The sequence below is a fragment of the Streptomyces sp. YKOK-I1 genome (genome assembly GCF_054660435.1).
On sequence record NZ_BAAGDR010000001.1, the window covers coordinates 8866658 to 8886969 of the forward strand.

The following is a 20312-nucleotide window of genomic DNA, read 5'->3' on the forward strand; positions in this document are numbered from 1 at the left end:
GAGCCCGGGCGGTGAGGAATGACAGCCGTAATAAGGCGGGAGCATACCGATCACCTCCACGCCCGCACAGAGCGCGTTCCAGAGCGGCAGAAAACAGGGGACCGGTGGCCGAAAGTATTCCGCCGCGTTGCTCTGATCATTTTTTCGACGGGACGCGGGGCGATAGGTTTCCGGTCATTCATTCCGCCTCGGAGACCTGATCAGCCGGCGTCCCGCACTCGGCGCCCGATGTTGCGGGAACCGTGTGTGTCACTCACTGATTTCCCACGTCAACCACCCTGCACCGGGAGGCGTTGTGTGTTGCCGCAGCACGCGCCGCCGATGGCCTTCGGCAAGGCGCCCGGCCTGGCCGAACAGGGGCGGAACGACTGGCCATGACTTCGGCCGGGTTGCCGCGGCCCCATTGCACCGGGGATCTTCTCCTGTAGCCTCGAAGGGCGATTTGGCCTGTCGGATCGATTAGAGGACGAGGCAGGGAATGGCGACGCGTGTACTACTGGTTCAGCAAGGAGTATGGGGTAATTCGGCGGTCTCCATGCCGCTGGCGATCGGCTACCTGAAGGCCTACGCCGAGGCCGACGAACGCATTCGACGGCGCATGGACATCTCCCTGAGGAACTACCCCGGCGACGCCGGTCTCAACGCCATGGCCCGCGATCTCGTACGGGACGGCTGCCCCGACATCCTCTGCTTCTCCGTCCTCGGCTGGAACTTCCGCGCCTTCGGCGCCCTCGCCGAGACCTTCAAACAGCTCAACCCGAACGGCTGGGTCGTCTTCGGCGGCAACCACGTCGCCCACCGGGGAGAGCGGGTCTTCCGGACGTTCCCGCAGGTCGACGTGGTGGTGAACGGCGAGGGGGAGCTGGTCTTCCGGGACCTGATGAACGGCTACCTGGACGGCGCCGGCCGCGACGGACTCCACGAGATCGCCGGCATCTCCTTCCAGGAGGCCGGGGGAGACCTCGTCACCACTCCCGAGCGCGAACGCATCCAGGACCTGGAGATCCTGCCCTCGCCGATCCTCACCGGAGCGGTCCCGCTCGTCGACCGGCAAGGCCGCTTCCTCTACGACTACGCCCTCATGGAGACCAACCGCGGCTGCCCGTACAAGTGCGCCTTCTGTTATTGGGGAGGCGCCACCGGACAGAAGATGCGGGCGTTCTCCCGGGAACGGCTGCGCGCGGAACTGGACGTACTCGGCCGGCGCGGTGCGGAAATCCTCATGCTCGCCGACTCCAATTTCGGACTCCTGCGGCAGGACGAGGAATTCCTCGACGATCTTCTCCGGGTGCGCCGTAAATACGGCTTCCCGAGGCGGCTGGAAACCTCCTGGGCCAAGAACAAGTCGCCCGGTTTCTACCGCATCATGGAAAAGATGAAGCAGTCCGGGATGCACAGCGCGTTCATCCTGGCCCTCCAGACCATGGACGATTCCGTGCTGGACCTGATGCGCCGCCGGAACATGAAGCTGAACGACTGGGAAAGCCTGGTCGCCTGGCTCACCGACCATGGCATCACCCCGTATCTGGAACTGATCTGGGGAGCGCCGGGCGAGACCGTCGCGTCATTCCTCGACGGCTACGACCGGGCTGCCCGGCACACCCCGTTCATCGCCGTCCACCCGCTGATGCTGCTCCCGAACACCGAATACCACGACAAGAAGGAACAGCACGGAATGGTGACCGTGCGCGGCGAGCAGGACGACTTCGACTATGTGCTCGCCCACCGCACGATGACCCTCGCGGACAACGAGCGCATGCTCCGCTTCATCTGCTGGAACCGGGTCCTGGCCCGCAGCCTGTGGCTCCACAACATCTGGGTCGCCCTGCGCGAACTCGCCGGCGTCCCCCAGTCCCGCGTCATCCTCAGCTTCTCCGACTGGATCGACAAGAGCGAGGACCCCGAGGCCCGGGAGCTGCACGCGCTGGCCCGGCCCACGAGCTCCGCCAGCGAGAACGTCGACCCCAACGTCTGGCGGCTGCTCACCAAACGGCTGCTGCGACTGTGGTGGCAGGAGGCCCTGCGCCCCGACCTGTCCGAGGAACTGCTGCCGCTCCTGGACGAGGTGTTCCGCTACGACCTGATGTGCCAGCCCGTGCGCCCCCTGCCCGACGGCTCGGGACCCGAGGAGGACCTCCCGGTCGTCACCCGGCACGGCGAACGCTGGTACCTGCGCAGCGACACGGAGTTCACCCATCCCGTTCCCCGGCTGATCGCCGCGCTGCGGCGCGGCGAGAGCGTGAGCACCCGACCCGAGCGCCACACCGCGGACTTCTACTACCGCACCGAGTTCGGCGGTGACCTCCAGCACTACTTCCGCATGGACCGCTTCCGCGGGCTGACGGAGCAGCAGCTGGAGCAGCAGTTCACCCAGGCCTGACCCAGCACCCCACCTCACGGGAGACATTGACGATGGACCGCGCCGGGCTCATACGGGACCTCCACGAGATAGCGGCGGGCATGACCAAGGGCGAGCACCGGCAGCCGCCGGGGGAGGGCGACGCCAGCCTCGTCGACCAGTACGGGTTCAGCTCCCTGGACGCCCTGGAGTACCTGCTGATCCTCGAGGAGAAGTTCGACGTCGTGTTCGAGGACGAGGACCTGACGGAGGAGACGCTCTTCTCCATCGAGGGCCTCGCCACCTACATCCTGGACCAGAGGACCGGCGAGAGCCCCTCCCTGACGTGAGCGGTGACATAGCGGTCAGTGTGGTCGTGCCGACCCGTGACCGGACGACGCGTCTGCTGCTCACGCTCACGGCCCTGGGACGGCAGACCCTGGGCCGGGAGCGGTTCGAGGTCGTCCTGGTCGACGACGCCCCGCACCCCGGCGCCGTCGCCCAGGTCCTGTCGGCGCTCCCGCCGGGGCTGCCGGTCCGCACCGCCGACACGGGCGGGCGCGGCGCCGCCCACGCCCGCAACACCGGGGCGCGGGAGGCCCGTGGGGAGCTCCTGCTGTTCCTCGACGACGACACCCTGGCCGGCCCCGGGCTGCTGGAGGCGCACCTCGCGGCCCACGCGCACACGGAGACCGCCGTGCTGCACAGCGCCGTCACCGATCTCTCCGCGTTCGCCCTGACCCCGGACCCGCACTCGCTCCGGCCGGCCCTCGTCGGCGCGCGGGGGCGCCGCATCGAGCCCGCGATGCTCCCCGGCCTCGATGCGGCCGTCCCCCTCCTCGGGCCGCGCCGCTCCTTCATCGAGCGCACCGCCCGCAAGGTGATCCGCCCGCCGGGCCACCCCGCGCTGCGCTGGCTCGTCTGCATCGGCACCGCCACCAGTGTCCGGCGCACGCTCTTCGACCGGGTGGGCGGCTTCGACGAGCACTACGGCGACCTGTGGGGCGGCGAGGACCTCGAACTGGGGCTGCGGCTCGCGGCCTCGGGCGCCGGCTTCGACCTCCTCGACCCGGTCTCGTACCACCTCCCGACCGCCCGCCGGGACACCGACGACCTCCTGCCCCGCTTCTGGCGACGCGTAGCCGCCCGGCACGGCACCCCCCGCCTGGCCGACGTGGGCACCTACCTCACCGGCCAACTCCCCCTCCCCGAACTAGCCAAACGCCTCACCCCACCGACCGTAAATCCACCGACCGCCAACCCGCCGGTCGGCTTACCGACGACCGGCGGGTTGCCGTTCGCCAGTCCTGCGGCCGGCAGTCCGTCGTTCGGTAGTCCGGGGGCCGCCAGTCCTGCGGTCGGCAGTCAGTCGTTCGGTGGTCCTGCGGTCGGCAGCCTGGCGGCCGGTAGCGCCTCGCCCGCCAGCCTGGCGGCCGGTAGATCGGTGGTCGGCAGCACGTTGACCGCCAGCCCGTCGCTCGGTAGTCCGTCGGCTGCAGCTCTGGCGGTCGGCAGTCCGGCGGCTGGTAGCTCGGCGGTCGGCAGCGCATTGACCGCCAGCCCGTTGCTCGGTAGTCCGGCGGCTGCTGTCCTGGTGGCCGGTAGCCCGTCGACCGGCAGAGCGGTCGGCAGTCCGGCGGCCGGTAGCTCGGCGGTCGGCAGTGCGTCGCCCGAAAGCCCGTCGCCCGAAAGCCTGTCGCCCGGCAGCCCGTCGCCCGGCAGCCCGTTGTCCGGCAGCCCGGCGGCTGCCGTCCCGGCGGTCGGGAGTCCGGTGGGCGGCATCCGGACGGTCGGGATTCCGTCGACCGGCAGTCCGTCCGCCGGGACGGTCGCGTCATGACCGTGGCGACGGTGAGTGCCGTGATCGTGGGGGGTACCGTGCCGTTCCCGCCGCACGACGTCCGCCCGGAGCTCGTCGTCCTCCCCGCCCGCGCCTCCCTCACCACCGCCTTCGTCGACGTGCTGGCCGCCGCGCTGGACCGCCTCCCCGCCGCCCTGCGCGACACCGCACCCGTGGTCCTGGCGGCCACCGACTACTGCGTCGCGGCCACCTCCCGGTACGTCACCCGGTGCGCGGAGGCGGAGGCCGGCGGGCGCAGACTGCGGCCGACCGAGGCCATGACGCCGGAACCGGCCCAGCTCCTCCAGGAACTGGCCGCGGCCGTCGACTGGGACGGGCGGGGCCATGTGCTGATCAGCCCGCGCGCGGCGGCCTTCCAGGCCTGGCGCTGGGCCTGGGGCACGGTCGCGGCGGGCCTGCACCGGGCGATGGTCGTCTGTGAACTCCTGCGCGATCCGCACGGCGACGGCTACCGGGTCACGGCCGTCCCCGTGACCGCCGCCGCCCCCGGCCCGCTACGGACGAAGGACACCTCGGTGGTCGTCTCCGGCACCGGCCTGGTGACCGCCTTCGGCGAGGGCGGCGAGGCCTTCTGGCGGAATCTGCTGGCCGGCAACCGGGCCCTGACCGAGCCGACCCGCTTCGACGCGTCCCGCTTCCGCGGCCGGACCGTCTGCCAGACCCCGGTCGAGCCGGCGCCCGGGCAGCCGGTACGGCGTGCGCTGCTGGACCGCGCCCGCGCCGAGGCCCTGGGCGAGGCCGGTGTCGCCGAGCTGCCGCCCCGCACCCTGCTGGTCCTCGCCGGTGTGGTCCCGCACCTCCCGCAGGTCGCCGGAGCGCCCCGGATCGAGGAGATCGCCCTGGAGCCCGACTGGGACGGCGACGGCCTCGGCATCCCCGCACGCAACGCGGTGCTGATGGCGCACGCCTGCGCGTCGGGCGCCTTCGGTGTGGCCCTGGCCCGCGAGTGGCTGCTGTGCGGGCTGGCCGACCTGGCCGTCGTCACCGGGGTGTCGTCCCTCAACACCTACGACTACGCGTGCCTCGACACCCTGCGCGCCACGAGCACGACCGTCGCCCGCCCCTTCGACGAGGACCGCTCCGGAGTCACCGTCGGGGAGGGCGCCGGGGCGATCGTGCTGGAGACCGCCGGGCGCGCCGCGGCCCGGGGACACACCCCGCAGGCGACGGTCGCCGGGATCTCCTGCCGGGTCGCGGGCCGGGGCGTGAGCCGCCTCGACGCGCACATCGGCGCGGCCTGTGTGCGCGAGGCCCTCGCCATGGCCGGGCGCACCACCGTCGACCTCGTCCACGGCCACGCCCCCGGCACCCGCCAGGGCGACGAGGCCGAACTGCTGGCCCTGGACCGGGTCGGCGCCGAGCACGAGTGGCGGGGCGTCCCGGTCAGCTCGTACAAGGGCGCCGCAGGCCATCTGCTGCACGCCTCGGTGTTCCCCGGCGTCGTCGCCGCGGTCCGGGCGCTGCGCGAGCAGGTCCTGCCGGGCACACCCGGACTGCGCAAGCCCCTCGACGCGACGCACGTCCGGGTGCTGCGCGATCCGGAGCCCGGTGACGGGACGCGCTCGGTGCTGGTGAACAACTTCGGGTTCGGCGGCAACAACGCCGCCCTGCTCCTGACAGACGACACGACCGGGCGCGGGGAGTGGAGTACGGATGGCTGACGCGGTGCTGATGACACCCCGCGAGATCCTCACCGGGTTCTCCAGTGTCAACAACCAGAACGTGCTGATCAACGATGACGAGTACCTCCGCCTGGACCCCGCGATGCGCCTCTTCTACGAGAAGGTCCGGGAGAACCTGGGTGTGGCGTGCATCGCGGGTCATCTGCGGTCGTGCGGGTATGCGGTGCGGGCGTTGAATCTGCACGGGCGCAATCCGAGTGATGCGGCGATCACGGATCTGATCCGGCGGGAGCGGCCGCGGTTCGTCGGGATCAGCATCATGTACGACCTGCACATCGTCGACGCGGTGCGGTTGTTGCGGTGTGTGCGGGAGGCGGATCCTTCGGTGTTCGTGGCGATCGGCGGGGCGTTCTGTACGTACAACGCGAAGTTGATCGCGGAGCGTATTCCGGAGGCGGACTGTGTGGCGTTCGGCGAGGGGGAGTTGACGGTCGAGGGATTGATGGAGTGTCTGGCGGCGGGGCGGGACTGGCGGGGTGTGCCGGGGCTGTGGTTCTGGCAGGACGGCCGGGTCCGCAGCAGCGGCCCGCCCAAACTCCCCGACCTCGCGAAGGAGGTGTGGCCCGCCCGTGACCTCCTGGTCCACCACCGACGGAACGGCATCCCCACCCCGGTGGCATCGACGTACACCAGTCGTGGCTGCCACGCCAAGTGCACCTTCTGCTATGTCCCGAGGGCGCCCGGGGTCACGGCGGGCAACGCCTGGCGGGTCCGCCCACCGGTCGACGTCGTCGACGAGATCGAGTATCTGCAACGGGAGTTCGGCACCCGGTTCCTGTGGTTCAACGACGACAACTTCGGCGGCGCCTTCCAGGACGGCTACAGCCATGCCGTCGGCTTCGCCGAGGAGATCCTCCGGCGTGATCTGAGGATCTCCTTCCACTGCGAGTTCCGGGTCGACACCGGTCTCGTCGACCGGGAGGCGCTGCGCACCCTGCGCCGGGCCGGCATGGCCTCCGCGCTGCTCGGCATGGAGACCGGTTCGCCGAGCATGGCCAAACGATTCCGCAAGGGGACCATGGTCGAGTACAACTTCGACGCCGCCCGGCTGTTCCGGCAGGAGGGCATCGAGCTGGAGCCCGGCTGGATCATGGTCGAGCCGGGTACGACCCTCGACGAGCTCTGGGAGAACCTCGCGTTCATCGTGGCCGCCGACATCGCCGTCAGCGAGAACCCGTTCTCCTTCGTCAGCCGCGCCATCGCCCTGCGCGGCACCGAGATGTACGACAAGATCGCCGACCCCGTGCCGCCCGAGCTCCCGGACGTCGAGGGGCCGGCCCGGGCGGTGCTGCTGGAGGCCCGCCGGGAGTACCGGATCCCGGACCGGCGGGTCGAGGACGTGTGGGCGGCCTGGAGCAGGGTCAGTGCGGAGGTCGCCGACCGCAAGGAGGAGCTGCCCTTCGTCGCCCAGCTCATCGTGGACGCCACCCGGGCCCGCAGGAAGCGCGGCGAACCGGGCCTGCGGCCGCTGCTGAGCCGGCTGCGCGGCTGGGCGGACGGCCTCGCGGAGCTGCTGGTCGCCTTCCTCAACCTCGGGCTGCTGCTCGCCGACGAGAACCCGCCCCGGCTCGCCGAGCGGCTGGAGACCGAACTGCGCGCCCTGGTCGACGCCTACGACCGGAGGGTCCTGGGCGATCCCTATCCGGTGTTCGTGGCGGAGACCAGGCGGCTGTGCGGGGAGCAGGCCATGGCCGGGTGACGCGCCCGGTTCTCGGGATGGGCACATCGACAGGAGAGAGGAGACCGGCCATGGCGGATGTGGTCCTGCTGACCCCCCGGGAGATCCCCACCGGCGCCGCGAGCCTGAACAACCAGAACGTCATGATCAACGACGAGGAGTACCTGTCCCTCGACCCCGCGATGCGCCTGTTCTACAAGCGGGTCCGGGAGAACCTGGGTGTGGCGTGCATCGCGGGTCATCTGCGGTCGTGCGGGTATGCGGTGCGGGCGTTGAATCTGCACGGGCGTAATCCGAGTGATGAGGCGATCACGGATCTGATCCGGCGGGAGCGGCCGCGGTTCGTCGGGATCAGCATCATGTACGACCTGCACATCGTCGACGCGGTGCGGTTGTTGCGGTGTGTGCGGGAGGCGGATCCTTCGGTGTTCGTGGCGATCGGCGGGGCGTTCTGTACGTACAACGCGAAGTTGATCGCGGAGCGGATCCCGGAGGCGGACTGTGTGGCGTTCGGTGAGGGGGAGCTGACGGTCGAGGGGTTGATGGAGTGTCTGGCGGCGGGGCGGGACTGGCGTGGGGTGCCGGGGTTGTGGTTCTGGCAGGACGGGCGGGTCCGCAGCAGCGGCCCGCCCAAACTCCCCGACCTGGCCAACGAACCCTGGCCCGCCCGCGACCTGCTCGTCCACCACCGCAAGAACGGGATCCCCACGCCCCGCGCGTCGACGTACACCAGTCGTGGCTGCCACGCCAAGTGCACCTTCTGCTACGCCCCCCGGCAGCCCGGAGTGGTCGACGGCCCCTGGCGGGTGCGGCCGGTGGAGGACGCCGTCGACGAGATCGAGTATCTGCAACGGGAGTTCGGCACCCGGTTCCTGTGGTTCAACGACGACAACTTCGGCGGCGCCTTCCAGGACGGCTACAGCCATGCCGTCGGCTTCGCCGAGGAGGTCCTGCGCCGCGATCTGAAGATCAACTTCCACTGCGAGTTCCGGGTCGACACCGGACTCATCGACCGGGAGGCGCTGCGCACCCTGCGCCGGGCCGGCATGGACCTGGCGCTGCTCGGCATGGAGACCGGCTCGCCCGGCATGATGAAGCGCTTCCGCAAGGGCACCACGGTCGAGTACAACTTCGACGCCGCCCGCCTGTTCAAGGAGGAGCGCATCGAGCTGGAACCCGGCTGGATCATGATCGAGCCGGGGACGACCCTCGACGAGCTCTGGGAGAACCTCAAGTTCATCGTCGCCGCCCGGGTGCACGAGAGCGAGAACCCGTTCTTCCTGATCAACCGGGCCATCGCCCTGCGCGGCACCGAGATCTACGACAAGGCCACCCGGTACGAGGAGCCCGACATCCCCGGCGTGGAGGGCGCCGCCCGGGAGGTGCTGCGGCACGCCCGCCGCGACTACCGCGTCGAGGACGAGCGCGTGGAGCACCTCTGGACGGCCTGGAGCAGGGTCTCCTCCGAGATCAACGACCGCAAGGAGAACGAGGTCCCCTTCCTCGCCCAGAGCATCGCCGACGCCGTCCGCGCCCGGCGCGGCACCGGCGCCGCCTCCCTGCGCCCCCTGCTGGGCCGGCTGCGCCACTGGGACCAGGGGCTCGCCGGGCTGCTCGTGGCCTTCCTGAACGCGGGGCTGCTGCTCGCCGACGAGAACCCGCCCGGGCTCGCCGAGCGGCTGGAGACCGAACTGCGCGCCATGATCGTCGCGTACGACCGCGAGCATCTCGGTCTGGCCTTCCCGGACTTCGTCGTCGAGACGGCGCGGGCGTGCGGCGAGCACGCCCTGGCCCAGGTGAGGGGCTGAGGCGATGACGGGCGAGCCGATCCGGTTCGCGGCGGTGGGCTGCGGCCGGGTGTTCGAGCGCTACCACCTGCCCTGCGCCGACGCCCGCGACGCGATGCGCCTGGTGGGCGTGGTGGACACGGACGCCGGACGGGCCGGGGAGCTGACGGCGGGCCGGCCGGGGGTGTGGACCGGCACCCGCGTCGACCGGCTGATCGAGGAGACCCGGCCGGACCTGATCAGCGTCTGCACCCCCAACGACGCCCACGCCGCCCCGGTGCTGGCGGCGCTGGACGCCGGCATCGCCGTGCTGTGCGAGAAACCCCTCGCCGCGACGGTCGCGGACGCGCGCCGGATCGCCGCCCACCCCGCCGCCGAGGAACTGCTGGGGGTGAACATGCCCTTCCGGTTCCATCCGCTCCTCGAGGCGTTCACCGAGGCGGTCCGGCCGGGGGCGCGGCGCGTCACGTTCACCTTCGCCACCCCCGGCAACCGGGTCTGGCGGGCCCGCACCCCCTGGTACGGCGACGCCCGCCGGGCCGGCGGCGGCGCCCTCCTGGACCTGGGGCCGCACGCCCTCGACCTGCTCACGACGGTGTTCGGCCCGGCCGAGGTCGAGGCGTGCGAGACGGACGCGCCGGAGGTCGAGGAGCGGGTCCGGCTGGACCTGTCCTTCCGGGGGCTGCCGGCGAGGGTGGACATCGACCGGGCCGCGCGCCGGCTGGAGACGTCGGTCACCGTCGCCACCGCCGACGGGGACCACGTCCTCGATCTGCGCCGGGGCGAACTGCGCCGGCCGGACGGCACGGTCGACAAGGGCGGCGACCGGCCCGAACTCGCCGCCGTCTCGGCGTACTTCGACCGGGTGACGGGCGCGCCCGGCGGCCCGCACGCCAAGGTGGGCGTCCGGGACGCCCTGGCGCTCCAGCTCCTCGTCGAGTCGGCCTACGAGCACGCCCGTCGGCCTCGGCCGAGGAAGCGGGCCACTTCGGCGCAGTAGCGCTCCGGCCGCGCGCGATGCACGTAGTGGCCCGCGTCGAGCGCCAGCAGCCGCCCCCGGGGCACCGCCGCGGCCACCTCCGCCAGCAGGGAGCGGGGCACCGGGCTGGACAGGCCTCCGCTGATCACCAGGGTGTCGGCGGTGACCTCGGGCAGCCGCCGCCACCAGCCGGGATCCGCCCGCCGCAGGCCGTCGATGACCGGGCGCACCGCGGCCCCGTCCAGCTCACCCGTGCGCAGCAGTTCGCGCAGCTCCCGGTAGAGCGAGACGACGGGCGCCCGGTCGCCGGGCGCCCGGGACCGGGCCCGCAGCTCCGCCTCCGCCGCCGTGTCGCGCGGCGGCGGAGGTGTGTCCTCGATCACCAGCCGGCCCACCCGCCAGGGCTGCCGCTGCGCGACCAGCCAGGCGACATGACCGCCCATCGAATGCCCCACCAGGTCGACGGCGTCCAGACGGTGACGGTCCAGCAGCGCCGTCACGTCCCGGTACATCAGCTCGAAGGTGTACGCGTCCGCACGGACCCTCGGGCTCAGACCGTGCCCGCGCTGGTCCGGCACGAACACCCGGCGCCCCAGGGGCCGCAGCGCGGACACCACCCGGTCCCAGCCCCGCCCGGTGTCGCCCAGCGCGTGCAGCAGCACGGTCGGCCGGCCCGCCGGATCACCGGTGATCCGGCAGGCCAGCGTCACCGCGGCGTCAGGAGCGCGCACTGGTCACGAGGTAGTCCACGATGGCCGTGACCGTCTGCTGGTGCCAGACCAGATTGGCCGGCAGCCTGCGCTCCAGCAGCCGTTCCAGCCGCCGCCTGATGACGATCGCCATCACCGAGTCCAGCCCCGTCTTCAGCAGTGAGCGGTCCGGGTCCAGCTCCGCCGGGTCCAGCTTCATCTCGCTGACGATGACGGAGACCGTCTGCTCGTGCAGCAGCTCCCGCAGCGCCTCCTCGGTGAGGTCCGCCGCCCGCGGAGGCCCGGCGGGCCCGGCCGGATCCGGGGGCGGGTCGTCGGTGAGGTCGCGCAGCAGGCCCCCGCGCCGCGCCCCGGGCGGCAGCGGCACCGGCCGCAGCACGGCCAGGGCGGCCGCCCCGGACCGGGCGGCCAGGTCCCAGGCGCCGAACGCCTCGGCCGCCGTGATGTCCCCGACGCCGTGGGCCCGCAGTTCGGCGTCCACCGCCGCGTTGTCCGCCATGCCCAGGCCCCGCCAGGACGTCCACGCCAGACTCAGACCGCCCACCGCCCCCCGGCCGTGGTCGTGGACGGCCAGGGCGTCGAGAAACGCGTTGGCGGAGGCGTACGCCGCCTGACCGGTGAGGCCCAGGAACTGGCCGCACGAGGAGAAGTGGACCAGGAAGTCCAGGGACCCCGGCGGGAACAGCCGGCGCAGGGTCAGGGCGCCACCGGCCTTCGGGCGCAGCACCGCCGCCAGCGCCGCCGGGTCCAGCCGGTCGACGAGCTGGTCGTGCAGGACCCCGGCCGCGTGCACCACCCCGCGGATCGGGGGCAGGCCCAGCGCGTCCGGCGACAGCGCGGCCGCCGCGGCCTCCGGGTCGGCCAGATCGAGGGCCACCACCCGCACGGTCACCCCGAGGGCCTCCAGCGCCCGTACGGTCCCGACCCCGCGGGCCCGGGCCGGATCCGTCACGGCGTCCCACCGCGACCGGGGCGGCAGACCACCACGCCCCGCCAGGACGAGACGGCGCGCGCCCCGCTCCACCAGCCACCGGGCGATCTCGCCCCCGAGGACGCCCAGCCCCCCGGTGACCAGGTAGGTGCCGTCCGGCCGGCACCGGGGCGGGGCGTGCTCGCCGCCCGGACCGGCCGGGACCAGCCGGTTCACGAAGGCCGCGCCGTCGCGGACCGCGACGACGTCCTCGCCCGGATTCCGGGCGATCACCCGCACCGCGGCGACCAGATCCTCCCGCGTGGGCCGCGGACCGAGATCGAGCGTGCCGCCCCACAGGCCGGGATGCTCGCCCCCGACCACCCGGCCGAGCCCCCACCGGGACGCCTGCGCCACCGCCTCCAGCCGGTCCGCCTCCCGCACACCCGTGGTCAGCGACCACAGCCGCGCCGTACCGGGCGGCCACACCCCGAGCCGCTGCGCCGCCCACGCCAGCCGCCACGCCTCCCGCACCGCGAGGTCCCCGGCCGTCAGCGGCTCCGCGCAGGGCAACACGAGGACGTCCACCGGCCCGGACACCCGTCCACGCAGCCCGTCGAGCGCGTCCGGATCCTCCACCGGCAGCCACGCGACGCCCAACTGGTCGACTGTAGTGCGCAGTTCGGCGGCCAGCGCACTGTCCGCGCCGATCGCCACCAGGGTCCGGGGGAGGGCGGGACCGCCCTGCGGGAGGGGCCGCCACTCCGTCCGGAACAGCAGCTGTCCGGGCGCGCCGGGACGGGGCTCCGCGTCCGCGCCCGCGTACCGCACCCCGGCCAGCACGGCCGCGGTCCGTCCGTCCTCCGCCGAGATCCGCACGCCCACCGTGCCCACGGCGCCGGTGACCGGTCCGTCCACGAGCGCCTCGAGCCGGGCGCGGACCGGCGGCTCGCCCGTGGTCCACACCCGCCCCACCCCGGCCACCACGCGCAGGACGGCGGGCCTCGGGAAGGCGACGGCCGCCATGGACAGCGCGGCGTCGAACAGCGGGGCCCAGGTCCGCGCCGCGGAGCCCCGTTCGTCGGCCGCGACGACATCCGCGCGCAGCCCCCCGGCCAGCCGCTCCAGCCGCTCCACGCGCCAGGGGAAGGCCATCGACGGCACCCCGACCGAGGCCAGCTCGGCGGTGATCCGGTCCGCGGCGAGCGGTGTCCCGGGTCCGCCGCCGGCCGTGGGAAGGGCCGGTGGCGCCGGCTCGTCGGACGCGGTGGCCGTGGCGTGGGTCAGCCACGGCCGCCCGTCCCCGTCGGGGTCCGGGGTACCGGCCCCGTCGGGCTCCACGGTCCTGGACAGCAGCCGTACGACACCGTCCTGGGCGACCACGTCGACGTCCCGGGCCTCGGCCAGGGTCAGCGGCAGTTCGAACGACACCCCCGACAGAGCGGGCCGGCCCGCCGCGGCCAGGAAGGTCTGGAGGACGACGGCCGCCGGGACGAGCTCCACCCCGTGGAGGGCGTGGCGGCCCGGATACGGCCGTGACGCCAGGTCGACGCGGGTGCGCCACAGGTCCAGCGGGCTGCTTCCGGCCAGTGTGCTGCGCGACCCCAGCAGGGTGCGGCGCGCGCTGTCGTGCCGGCCCCGGTCGGGCCGGCGGACCGCCGGCTCGCGCCAGTGGCGCTGCCGCCGCCAGCTCCGGGGCGGCAGGGACAGGGGCGGCCCCTCGTCCGGGGTGGCGGCGGGCCAGTCCACGGCCGCACCCGCGCAGTACAGCAGCGCCGCGTTCGTCAGCAGCTGGGCGCGCCCGCCGGCGTCCCGGCGCAGTGACCCCGCGACACAGTGCCGGTCGGCCCCGGCCGCCTCCAGGGTCTCCTGCACGGAGTGCCGGACCACGGGATGGGCCGACACCTCCAGGAAGGTCCGGAAGCCGTCCTCGGCCGCCGCGGCCACCGCCCCGGCGAACCGCACCGGGTTGCGCAGATTGGCCGCCCAGTAGGCGCCGTCGCGGGGAACCGGGTCCCGGGGATCGGCCGACGCGGTGCCGTAGACGGGCAGGCCGGGCGCGTGGACGGCGAGGTCGGCGGCGGCCTCCGCGAGCTCCTTCGCCAGCGGGTCCATCTGCGGGCTGTGGAACGCCACGTCACTGTCCACCCGGCGCACCAGCAGCGCCGGATCCGCCGCCAGTTCCCCGGCGAGCGTGTCGATCTCCGCCCTCCCGCCCGCCACCACGGTCGACGTGGGCGAGGCGAACACCGCCGGCCCCACTCCCTCGGCGCCGCCCAGCCGGGCCGCGGCCTCCTCGGCGGGCAGGCCGATCATCAGCATGCCGCCCGCACCGGCGACCCGCCGCAGCAGCACACTGCGCCGGCACACCAGCCGGGCACCGTCCCGCGGCGACAGGATCCCGGCCGTCACCGCGGCCGCGATCTCCCCCATCGAGTGGCCGAGGACCGCCGACGGCGTGAACCCGAGCGACCGCCACACGGCGACCAGGCCGAGCTGGACCGCGTAGATCATCGTCTGGGCGAGATCGACGCGGCCGACGTCCCCGTTCTCGATCAGCTCCCGGGCCGTCGCGCCGATCTCCTCGGCGAACACCGGCCCGATCCGGTCGATCGCCTCGGCGAACACGGGCTCCGTGGCCAGCAGTTCACGGCCCATGCCGGGCCACTGGGCGCCGGTGCCGGAGAACACCCACACCACCCCGTCGCCGCCCCCGCCCGTCGGCGGGCCCTCGACGACCCCGGGGGCCGACTCGCCCGCCGCGAACCGGCGCAGCCCGCCCGCCAGTTCCCCGGGACCGGCGGCGACGACGGCGACCCGGCGGTCCAGATGGCTGCGCCGCGCCCCGAGGTCCCGCGCGAGGACGCCGAGCGGCACGTCCGCGCCGGGCCCGCCCAGCCAGTCGGCGAGCCGGGCCGCGTCCTCCCGCAGGGCCGCCCCGGACCGCCCGGAGAGCGGGAACAGCCGGGACGGCGTTTCCTGTCCGGCGGGACACGGCGTGGGCGTGGGTTGCGCCTCTTGCTTGTTGGGGGGCGGCGTGGGCTGGGGGTGCGCCTTCTGCTTGTCGGGGGGTGGCGAAGGCCGGGGGTGCGCCTTCTGCTTGTCGGGGGGCGGCGCGGGCGTGGGTTGCGCCTCCTGCTTGTCGGGGGACCGCATGGGTCCGGGCTGTGCCTCCTGCCCGGCCGGGGACCGCGTCGGCCGGGCGGGTGCCTCCTCCAGGACGACGTGGGCGATCGTGCCGCCGTAGCCGAAGCTGGAGACGCCCGCCCGCCGGGGCCGCTCCCCGCGTCGCCACGGGGTGCGCTCCCTCGCCACCCGTAGCCCCGACTCCTCCCACGGGATGCGCGGGCTGGGCACGGAGAAGTGCCCGCTCGGCGGGATCTCCTCGTGCACCAGCGCGAGGATCGTCTTGATCATCCCGGCGATCCCGGAACCGGCCTCCAGATGCCCGATGTTGCCCTTCACCGACCCGATCAGACAGGGGCGGTCCGCCGGCCGGCCCGCGCCGAGGACCGCCGCGAGCGCCCCGGCCTCCAATGGGTCGCCCGCCACGGTGCCGGTACCGTGCGCCTCCACGTAGTCCACATCGGCGGGCGCGATGCCGCACCGGTCGTACGTCCTGCGCAGCAGGTCCGCCTGGGCCTCGCCGCTGGGCGCCATGATCCCGGCGGTCCGCCCGTCCTGGCTCACCCCGCTGCCCCGGATCACCGCCAGCACCCGGTCGCCCGCCCGCTCGGCGTCCGCCAGCCGCTTCAGGACGAGGACGCCCGCGCCCTCACCCCGGCCGTAGCCGTCCGCCGCGGCGTCGAAGGGCTTGCTGCGGCCGTCGGGCGAGGTGGCGCCCGCCCGGTCCAGGGTGACCGACAACCCGGGCGCGACCATGAGGTTCACCCCGGCCGCCAGCGCCAGGTCGCAGTCCCCGGACAGCAGGCTCCGGCGGGCCAGATGGACACCGACCAGCGAGGCCGAGCAGGCGGTGTCCACGGCGAGGCTCGGGCCCCGCAGATCGAGGCTGTGCGAGACACGGTTCGCGGTGGCGCACAGCGCCGCGCCGATCCCGGTCCACGCCTCGATGCCGGGGAGGTCCTCCAGCAGCCGCCGCCCGTAGTCGTCCGAGCCGACACCGACGAAGACCCCGCAGTCGCCGCCGCCGAGACCCAGCGGCGGGATCCCCGCGTCCTCCAGCGCCTCCCAGGCCAGTTCGAGCAGCAGCCGCTGCTGCGGGTCCATCAGCTCGGCCTCGCGCGGCGCGATCCCGAAGAACTCCGCGTCGAAACCGGCGATGTCGGCGAGGAAGCCGCCCCGGCTCGTGGTGGCCCGTACGACGGCCTCCTGCTCGGGCCCCGCCTGCGCGTACGGCGCCCAGCGCTCCGCTCCGTCGCCGATGCCGTCCCGTCCCTCGACGAGGAGGTCCCAGAACGCGGCGGGGGAGTCGGCGTCGCCGGGGTACCGGCAGCTCAGCCCGACGACCGCGACGGGCTCCTCGGGCCCGGCCGCCCGGGGGAGACGCGCCTGCGTCACGCGACCCTCCCCTCGGAACCCGGCGTCTCCAGCACGGTGACGACCGCGGCGGTGATCATCAGCCCGGGTCCGGCGCTCAGCAGGAGCAGATGATCGCCCGCGCCCAGATCACCGGCCTCCACATGGTGGTTGAGCTGGAGTCCCACGTCGGTGGCGCCCGCGTGCCCCACGTCGCGGAAGAAGTCGACGGCGCCCAGCGCGGCGTCCAGCCCCATCGGCCGCAGATGGCTGTCCAGGAAGTCCGCCGTGGCGGCGCCCAGATGGAGCACGCGTGACAGGTCCGCCACGGCGATCCCCGCCTCGGCCGTCACCTGCTCGACCAGCTTCGTCCCGCTCGCCCCGTACTCCTGCACGATCTCCGACGCCTTCGGGCCCAGCTCCTCGACCATCGCCTCCAGGTGCTCGTTCATGTCGAGCGGGCGCCCGGTGGTGACGGCCGGCGGGAAGATCGGCTCATGGCCCCGGTTGAGGATCTCGAAGTGCGGGAGGGAGACCGACTCCACCGAGCGCAGCGCGGCCCAGCCGGACTGCTTCGACAGCACGACCGCCGTCGCCGCGTCGGCCAGCACCGCGTCCCGGTGCGCGTACCACCGGTCGACCGACGGGGCGCCGAAGTTGTCCGCCGCGCTCACCACGGCCCCGGTGCGCGAGGGCGCGCACAGCAGGTACTGGGCGGCCACCTCCAGGGCGGCGAGGAACGCGTTGCAGCCCTGCTCCACCGTCAGCGCCGGCACCCCGGAGCCCAGGGTGGACCGCAGGATGTAGTGCGGCGCCGACCAGCCGTCGGGCCCCTGGTGGTAGGCGCAGGAGTGGACGAGGAGGTCGATGTCCTCGGGGCCGAGGCCCGAGCGGCGCACCGCCTGCCGTACGGCCGCCACCGCCATGTCCGGCGCGGAGACCCCGTCGGACACGGCGATGTTGCGCCACCCGCAGGAGTCCATCCGCTCCCTGTCGTACGCCCCGCGCCGCACCGCCTCGGCCACGCTCGCCCGGGGCGGGATGTACGCGCCGGTGCCTGCCAGGAAGAGGTTCTCTGTTCGCACGCTCACTTGTCCTAACTGTCCGGACGCCCGGGCTGCCCCGGCGGTCCGGTCCTCGGTCGGATGACCTTCCCGGTCTCGGTGGTGGGCAGGTGTGCCACGGAGGCGAAGGCATGCGGGACCCAGGAGGGCGACAGACGCTCCCGGCAGAAGCGCTCCAGCTTCTCCAGGTCGACCGTCCCGGGGGTCACCGTCGCCACGATCCGCTGCCCGAGGACCGGGTCGTCGGCGCCGGAGACGAGACAGGAGGCGACCTCCGGGAAGGCGAGCAGGACGGCCTCGATCTCCTCCGGGCCGATCTTGACGCCCGCGACGTTGATACAGGTGGACAGCCGCCCGGTGAGGACGAGCCGCCCTTCCTCCCAGCGGGCCAGGTCGCCCGTGGTGAACCCGCCCCGCAGCGGTGAGGTGTCGACGGTGTCCTGCTCGGCGTATCCGAGCATCGCCGACCGTGAGGTGACGGTGACCAGTCCCGTGCCGGCCTCGGCGTCGGGGACGGGGGAGAGGCGGACCTCCACCCCGGGCAGCGGGGCGCCCGGCCCGGCGGCGTCCGGTCGCCACGGGGCCGGAGGGGTCACGCAGACGGGCCCGGTCTCGGTGGTCCCGTAGACCTGGCCGACGTGCCCCGAGAGCCGGGTCGCGACCAGTTCGGCGGTGTGCGCGTCCAGGGCCATCCCGGCGGAGAGGAACCCCACCGCGCGCCCCTCCAGGGGCAGCGAGCGGGCGGACCGCGCGAGCAGCCGCAGCAACGGGGGCACCCCGACGAACAGCGTCACCCCGTCCTCGGCGAGCTCGCGCAGCAGCATCCGCGGCCTGTCCGGGGCGGTGCAGCGGACATGGGCGCCCGCCAGGGGCGCGGCGAGGGCGCACAGCCCGAAGCCGTACGCGTGCTGGAGCGGCACCGGGCACAACAGCCGGCTGTCCGGGCCCAGCGCGAGGGCCGCACGGTAGTTCTCCACCTCGGCGAGCAGCGCGGCGGCGGACCGCAGGGCGAGGCGCGGACGACCGGTGGTGCCCGAGGTGAGCTGGGCCGTCGCCGCCGCCTCGAAGGGGGTACGGCGCATCCGGCCGCCGTGCCCGCTCAGCCGGCGCGCCCCGCAGTCCCCGGCCGGGAGGGGGAGCGCCGACGGTGCGTCCAGGGGGGTCCACAGGAGGTCGAGCGGGCAGCGTTCGCGCAGCCGGTCCAGCTCCCACGGGGTGATCCGGCGTGAGAGCGGTACGGCGACCGCCCCGGCGGCCAGGATCGCGAACACCTCGCTGACGAACTCGGCCGCGGGCCCGCCCAGGGTTCCCACGAGGACCCCGGGACCCGCGCCCGCCGCCCGCAGGGCCCGCGCCTTGGCGTCGACCCGTTCGACCAGTTCCTCCGCACCGGTGCTGCCGGTCTCGTCGCTGATCAGCGGCGTGTCTCCGAGCCGGGCCGCCCGCTCGCGCAGCAGGGAGAGCAGTTCCGTGCGCGCGGCCGTCATCCGAGCTCGGTCAGCGCGCGGTGCAAAGCCCCTGCCGCCTTGTCGAGGACCTCGCCGGTGTGCGCGGTGCTCAGGAACCACGGTTCCAGCGCGTTGGGGTGGAAGTAGACGCCCTCGCGCTGGGCCAGGGTCTGCAGGCGGCGGTGCCGGGAGAAGTCGACGGCGTCGGCGAGGTCGCGCAGGGTGCCGTGCCGCTCGGGCGGCCTGCGCAGCAGCGCCACGCACAGCAGGGTGCCGACCCGGCTGATGTGCACCGGCCGCTTCTCGGCGGCGAACACCTCGCGCAGCGCCGCCTCCGCGTCGGCGCCGATCGCCTCCAGTTCGTCGTACAGCCCGGGCCGGGAGCGGATCTTGGTGAGCACGGCGACGACCGCGCGCAGGGCGGCGTGGTTCCCGGCGTAGACGCCGGCGTGGTGCGCCTCGTTCGTGGCGAGCAGCCGCATCGCCTCCTTGCGCCCCCCGAACGCCGCGACGGGGAAGCCGCCGCCCATCACCTTCGACAGCACGGTCAGGTCCGGTTCGACGCCGTACCGCTCCTGCGCCCCGCCGCGGGCGACCCGGAAGCCGGTGATCACCTCGTCGAAGACGAGCAGGGCCCCGCTGCGCGCGGTGAGGTCGCGCAGCAGTTCCAGGAAGCCGGGGGCCGGGGGGATCACCCCGGCGTTGGCCAGTACCGGCTCCAGGATGACGGCGGCCGTCCGGTCGCCGTCCCGGGCGAAGAACTCCCGGACGGCGTCGGCGTCGTTCCACGGCAGCTGGGCGGTGTGCGCGAGCGCCTCGGGGATCATCCCGGGCGCGCCGGGGACGACGTCCGTCGGCCGGGTGCCCGCGACCTGGAGCGTGGTCTTGCCGGCGCGCAGCACGGTCTCGCTCCAGCCGTGGTAGTGCCCCTCGAAGGTGACCACCAGGGAGCGGCCCGTGACGGTACGGGCGAGGCGCAGGACGGAGGCGACCGCCTCGGTGCCGGAATTGGCGAACCTGATCTGCTCCACGCCGGGCACCAGTTCGGCGACGAGCCCGCCGGCCTCGGCGTCCAGTGCGTGCGGCAGACCGGTCATATGACCTTGGGTGAACTGATCGGCCACGGCCTCCGCGACATCGGGGTCCGCGTAGCCGAAGAGATGGGGACCGTAGCCCATGTTGAAGTCCACGAGCTCGCTGTCCTCGACATCCCGTATCGAACAGCCGTGGGCGCGCCGTACGACGAGTGGGACGGGTACCGCCGTGGCGCGCATGCTGCTGCTGACGCCCCCGGCGATGACCTCCTTGATGCTTTTCAGGTAATCAGTATTCGTCCGACGTTCGGCGTCCATGGCACCCACTGAAAACCTCCAGCT

The 20312-nt window shown here is 73.7% G+C and carries 12 protein-coding genes; 7 read left to right on the forward strand and 5 right to left on the reverse strand.

From position 1 onward, the window contains the following. Window positions 1-478: 478 nt before the first annotated feature. The 7 genes from ACYQ8Q_RS39475 to ACYQ8Q_RS39505 are packed head-to-tail and all read left to right on the forward strand — an operon-like array spanning window position 479 to window position 10346. The gene (locus tag ACYQ8Q_RS39475; protein ID WP_460071557.1) at window positions 479-2380 is read left to right on the forward strand and encodes a KedN5 family methylcobalamin-dependent radical SAM C-methyltransferase; all 1902 of its coding nucleotides are present in this window, start codon (window positions 479-481) and stop codon (window positions 2378-2380) included. 32 nt (window positions 2381-2412) lie between these two features. Continuing rightward, window positions 2413-2688, forward strand: coding sequence for an acyl carrier protein (locus ACYQ8Q_RS39480; protein WP_359005096.1), 276 nt, complete (start codon window positions 2413-2415; stop codon window positions 2686-2688). Next, window positions 2685-4178 (forward strand): glycosyltransferase family 2 protein, encoded by a 1494-nt coding sequence (locus ACYQ8Q_RS39485; RefSeq protein WP_460071559.1) that lies wholly within the window; start codon window positions 2685-2687, stop codon window positions 4176-4178. The genes ACYQ8Q_RS39480 and ACYQ8Q_RS39485 overlap by 4 nt, the downstream gene beginning before the upstream one ends. Further along, window positions 4175-5860, forward strand: a complete 1686-nt coding sequence (locus ACYQ8Q_RS39490; RefSeq protein ID WP_460071561.1) for a beta-ketoacyl synthase N-terminal-like domain-containing protein — start codon at window positions 4175-4177, stop codon at window positions 5858-5860. Before ACYQ8Q_RS39485 ends, ACYQ8Q_RS39490 begins: the two co-directional genes overlap by 4 nt. Continuing rightward, window positions 5853-7580 (forward strand): B12-binding domain-containing radical SAM protein, encoded by a 1728-nt coding sequence (locus ACYQ8Q_RS39495; RefSeq protein WP_460071563.1) that lies wholly within the window; start codon window positions 5853-5855, stop codon window positions 7578-7580. Before ACYQ8Q_RS39490 ends, ACYQ8Q_RS39495 begins: the two co-directional genes overlap by 8 nt. 50 nt (window positions 7581-7630) lie before the next feature. Next, window positions 7631-9367, forward strand: coding sequence for a B12-binding domain-containing radical SAM protein (locus tag ACYQ8Q_RS39500; protein WP_460071565.1), 1737 nt, complete (start codon window positions 7631-7633; stop codon window positions 9365-9367). Between the two features lie 4 nt (window positions 9368-9371). Further along, window positions 9372-10346: a Gfo/Idh/MocA family protein gene (locus ACYQ8Q_RS39505; RefSeq protein WP_460071566.1), complete on the forward strand. Its 975-nt coding sequence runs from the start codon at window positions 9372-9374 to the stop codon at window positions 10344-10346. Here the strand turns inward: ACYQ8Q_RS39505 and ACYQ8Q_RS39510 are convergent. Genes ACYQ8Q_RS39510 through ACYQ8Q_RS39530 form a run of 5 tightly spaced genes read right to left on the reverse strand, consistent with a single transcriptional unit; the run spans window position 10292 to window position 20288 of the window. After that, window positions 10292-11056 (reverse strand): alpha/beta fold hydrolase, encoded by a 765-nt coding sequence (locus ACYQ8Q_RS39510; RefSeq protein WP_460071568.1) that lies wholly within the window; start codon window positions 11054-11056, stop codon window positions 10292-10294. The genes ACYQ8Q_RS39505 and ACYQ8Q_RS39510 overlap by 55 nt on opposite strands. Further along, window positions 11043-16466, reverse strand: a complete 5424-nt coding sequence (locus tag ACYQ8Q_RS39515) for a type I polyketide synthase (RefSeq protein WP_460071570.1) — start codon at window positions 16464-16466, stop codon at window positions 11043-11045. Before ACYQ8Q_RS39515 ends, ACYQ8Q_RS39510 begins: the two co-directional genes overlap by 14 nt. Continuing rightward, window positions 16463-17515: a ketoacyl-ACP synthase III family protein gene (locus ACYQ8Q_RS39520; protein ID WP_460071571.1), complete on the reverse strand. Its 1053-nt coding sequence runs from the start codon at window positions 17513-17515 to the stop codon at window positions 16463-16465. The genes ACYQ8Q_RS39515 and ACYQ8Q_RS39520 overlap by 4 nt, the downstream gene beginning before the upstream one ends. 5 nt (window positions 17516-17520) lie before the next feature. Beyond that, window positions 17521-18975: a class I adenylate-forming enzyme family protein gene (locus ACYQ8Q_RS39525; protein WP_460071573.1), complete on the reverse strand. Its 1455-nt coding sequence runs from the start codon at window positions 18973-18975 to the stop codon at window positions 17521-17523. Next, window positions 18972-20288, reverse strand: coding sequence for an aspartate aminotransferase family protein (locus ACYQ8Q_RS39530; protein WP_460071576.1), 1317 nt, complete (start codon window positions 20286-20288; stop codon window positions 18972-18974). Before ACYQ8Q_RS39530 ends, ACYQ8Q_RS39525 begins: the two co-directional genes overlap by 4 nt. Window positions 20289-20312: the final 24 nt, after the last annotated feature.

What these genes read in the sequence shown, in the direction of transcription:
- ACYQ8Q_RS39505 (WP_460071566.1), top strand. Translation starts at nt 9,372, where the DNA reads ATGACGGGCGAGCCGATCCGGTTCGCGGCGGTGGGCTGCGGCCGGGTG.
- ACYQ8Q_RS39525 (WP_460071573.1), bottom strand. Translation starts at nt 18,975, where the DNA reads ATGACGGCCGCGCGCACGGAACTGCTCTCCCTGCTGCGCGAGCGGGCG.
- ACYQ8Q_RS39500 (WP_460071565.1), top strand. Translation starts at nt 7,631, where the DNA reads ATGGCGGATGTGGTCCTGCTGACCCCCCGGGAGATCCCCACCGGCGCC.
- ACYQ8Q_RS39530 (WP_460071576.1), bottom strand. Translation starts at nt 20,288, where the DNA reads ATGGACGCCGAACGTCGGACGAATACTGATTACCTGAAAAGCATCAAG.
- ACYQ8Q_RS39475 (WP_460071557.1), top strand. Translation starts at nt 479, where the DNA reads ATGGCGACGCGTGTACTACTGGTTCAGCAAGGAGTATGGGGTAATTCG.
- ACYQ8Q_RS39480 (WP_359005096.1), top strand. Translation starts at nt 2,413, where the DNA reads ATGGACCGCGCCGGGCTCATACGGGACCTCCACGAGATAGCGGCGGGC.
- ACYQ8Q_RS39495 (WP_460071563.1), top strand. Translation starts at nt 5,853, where the DNA reads ATGGCTGACGCGGTGCTGATGACACCCCGCGAGATCCTCACCGGGTTC.
- ACYQ8Q_RS39490 (WP_460071561.1), top strand. Translation starts at nt 4,175, where the DNA reads ATGACCGTGGCGACGGTGAGTGCCGTGATCGTGGGGGGTACCGTGCCG.